Source organism: Methylobacterium sp. WL116 (assembly GCF_008039455.1).
Classification (GTDB): Bacteria; Pseudomonadota; Alphaproteobacteria; order Rhizobiales; family Beijerinckiaceae; genus Methylobacterium.
Map to the genome: position 1 here is coordinate 1 of NZ_VRUV01000809.1, position 1437 is coordinate 1437.

2 protein-coding genes are annotated in these 1437 nt (G+C 73.8%); both read left to right on the forward strand.

Annotated elements, in window-relative coordinates; translation table 11 throughout:
- The coding region (locus tag FV223_RS27535) for a thiamine pyrophosphate-dependent enzyme (protein WP_246689833.1) at positions 1–553 on the forward strand (553 nt) is incomplete at its 5' end.
- Positions 554–896: 343 nt separating this feature from the next.
- A partial coding sequence (locus FV223_RS27545) for a penicillin acylase family protein (RefSeq protein ID WP_147729866.1) occupies positions 897–1437 on the forward strand: 541 nt, incomplete at its 3' end.

The following is a 1437-nucleotide window of genomic DNA, read 5'->3' on the forward strand; positions in this document are numbered from 1 at the left end:
CTCGTCCGCCGGCGCGCTCGCCGACGCCGCCATCGGCCGGGTGCTCGGCGCGCTGATCCCCGAGGGCGCGATCGTCTGCGACGAGTCGATCACCACCGGCCGCAACTTCTTCGGGCAGACCCATGCGGCCGCGCCCCACAGCTGGCTCCAGCTCGGCGGCGGCGCGATCGGCCTCGGCATCCCGATGGCGACGGGCGCCGCCATCGCCTGCCCCGGCCGCAAGGTGATCGCGCTGCAGGCCGACGGCAGCGCGCTCTACACCGCCCAGGCGCTGTGGACCCAGGCCCGCGAGCGCCTCGACGTGGTGACGCTGATCTGGTCGAACCGCTCCTACGCCATCCTGCGCCACGAGCTCGCCAACGTCGGCGCCGCCAATCCCGGCCCGAAGGCGATCGGCATGCTGACGCTGGACGACCCGGCGATCGACTGGGTCAGCCTCACCAAAGGCTTCGGCGTCGAGGCGCGCCGCGTGGAGAATTTAGCCAGCTTCATCGACGTGTTCCGCGGGGCGCTGGCCCGGCGCGGGCCGTTCCTGATCGAGGTGGCTCTGTGAGGACCGGACAGACAGCCGCCGCGTCCGTTTCGTCTCCTTCAGCCGGCGTGCCGATGCCCGAAAGGCCCTCCCTTCCCCTCTCCCCGCACGCGGGGAGAGGCCCGCAGGCACCTCGTCGTGCCTGTGGGAAGCGGCGGCGAAGCCGAAGCGGCGGTGAGGGGGCGCGGACGGACGAGGCTCCTTCGTCGAGACCCCCTCACCGTCGGCTGCCGCCTCGCCGCGACGACGACGAGGTCGTCGCGGCCCTCTCCCCGCAGGCGGGGCGAGGGGATGCGCGCGGATCTCGGCGTGATGCCTTGCCGTCGACGTCCCGGCTTGCGGCATCAGGGCAGGGGACGCGGGCGTGACCACCTTCACCCTCCCGGGCCTGTCCGCGCCCGCCGAGATCCGCGTCGACCGCCACGGCGTGCCGCATCTCCGCGCCGCGTCGCAGGACGACGTCTTTCGCGTGCAGGGGTTCAACGCCGCCCGCGACCGGCTGTGGCAGCTCGACCTGTGGCGCAAGCGCGGCCTCGGGCTGCTCGCTGCCGATTTCGGGCCGGGCTACCTCGCGCAGGACCGGGCGGCGCGGCTGTTCCTGTACCGTGGCGACATGGAGGCCGAGTGGGCGGCCTACGGGCATCCGCGCACTCGGAACATCGTCGAGGCCTTCGTCGCCGGGCTGAACGTCTACGTCGCCCTGACCCTCGAGCGTCCCGACCTGCTGCCGCCGGAATTCGCCGCCCTCGGGACGCGCCCGGCGGCGTGGGCGCCCGAGGACGTGGTCCGCATCCGCAGCCATGCGCTGGTGCGCAACGTGGCCTCCGAGGTCGCCCGCGCGCAAGTGCTGGCGCGCGGGCGACCGCGGAGGCCACGTTGCGCACCAGCGCATGGCTGCGGATGCG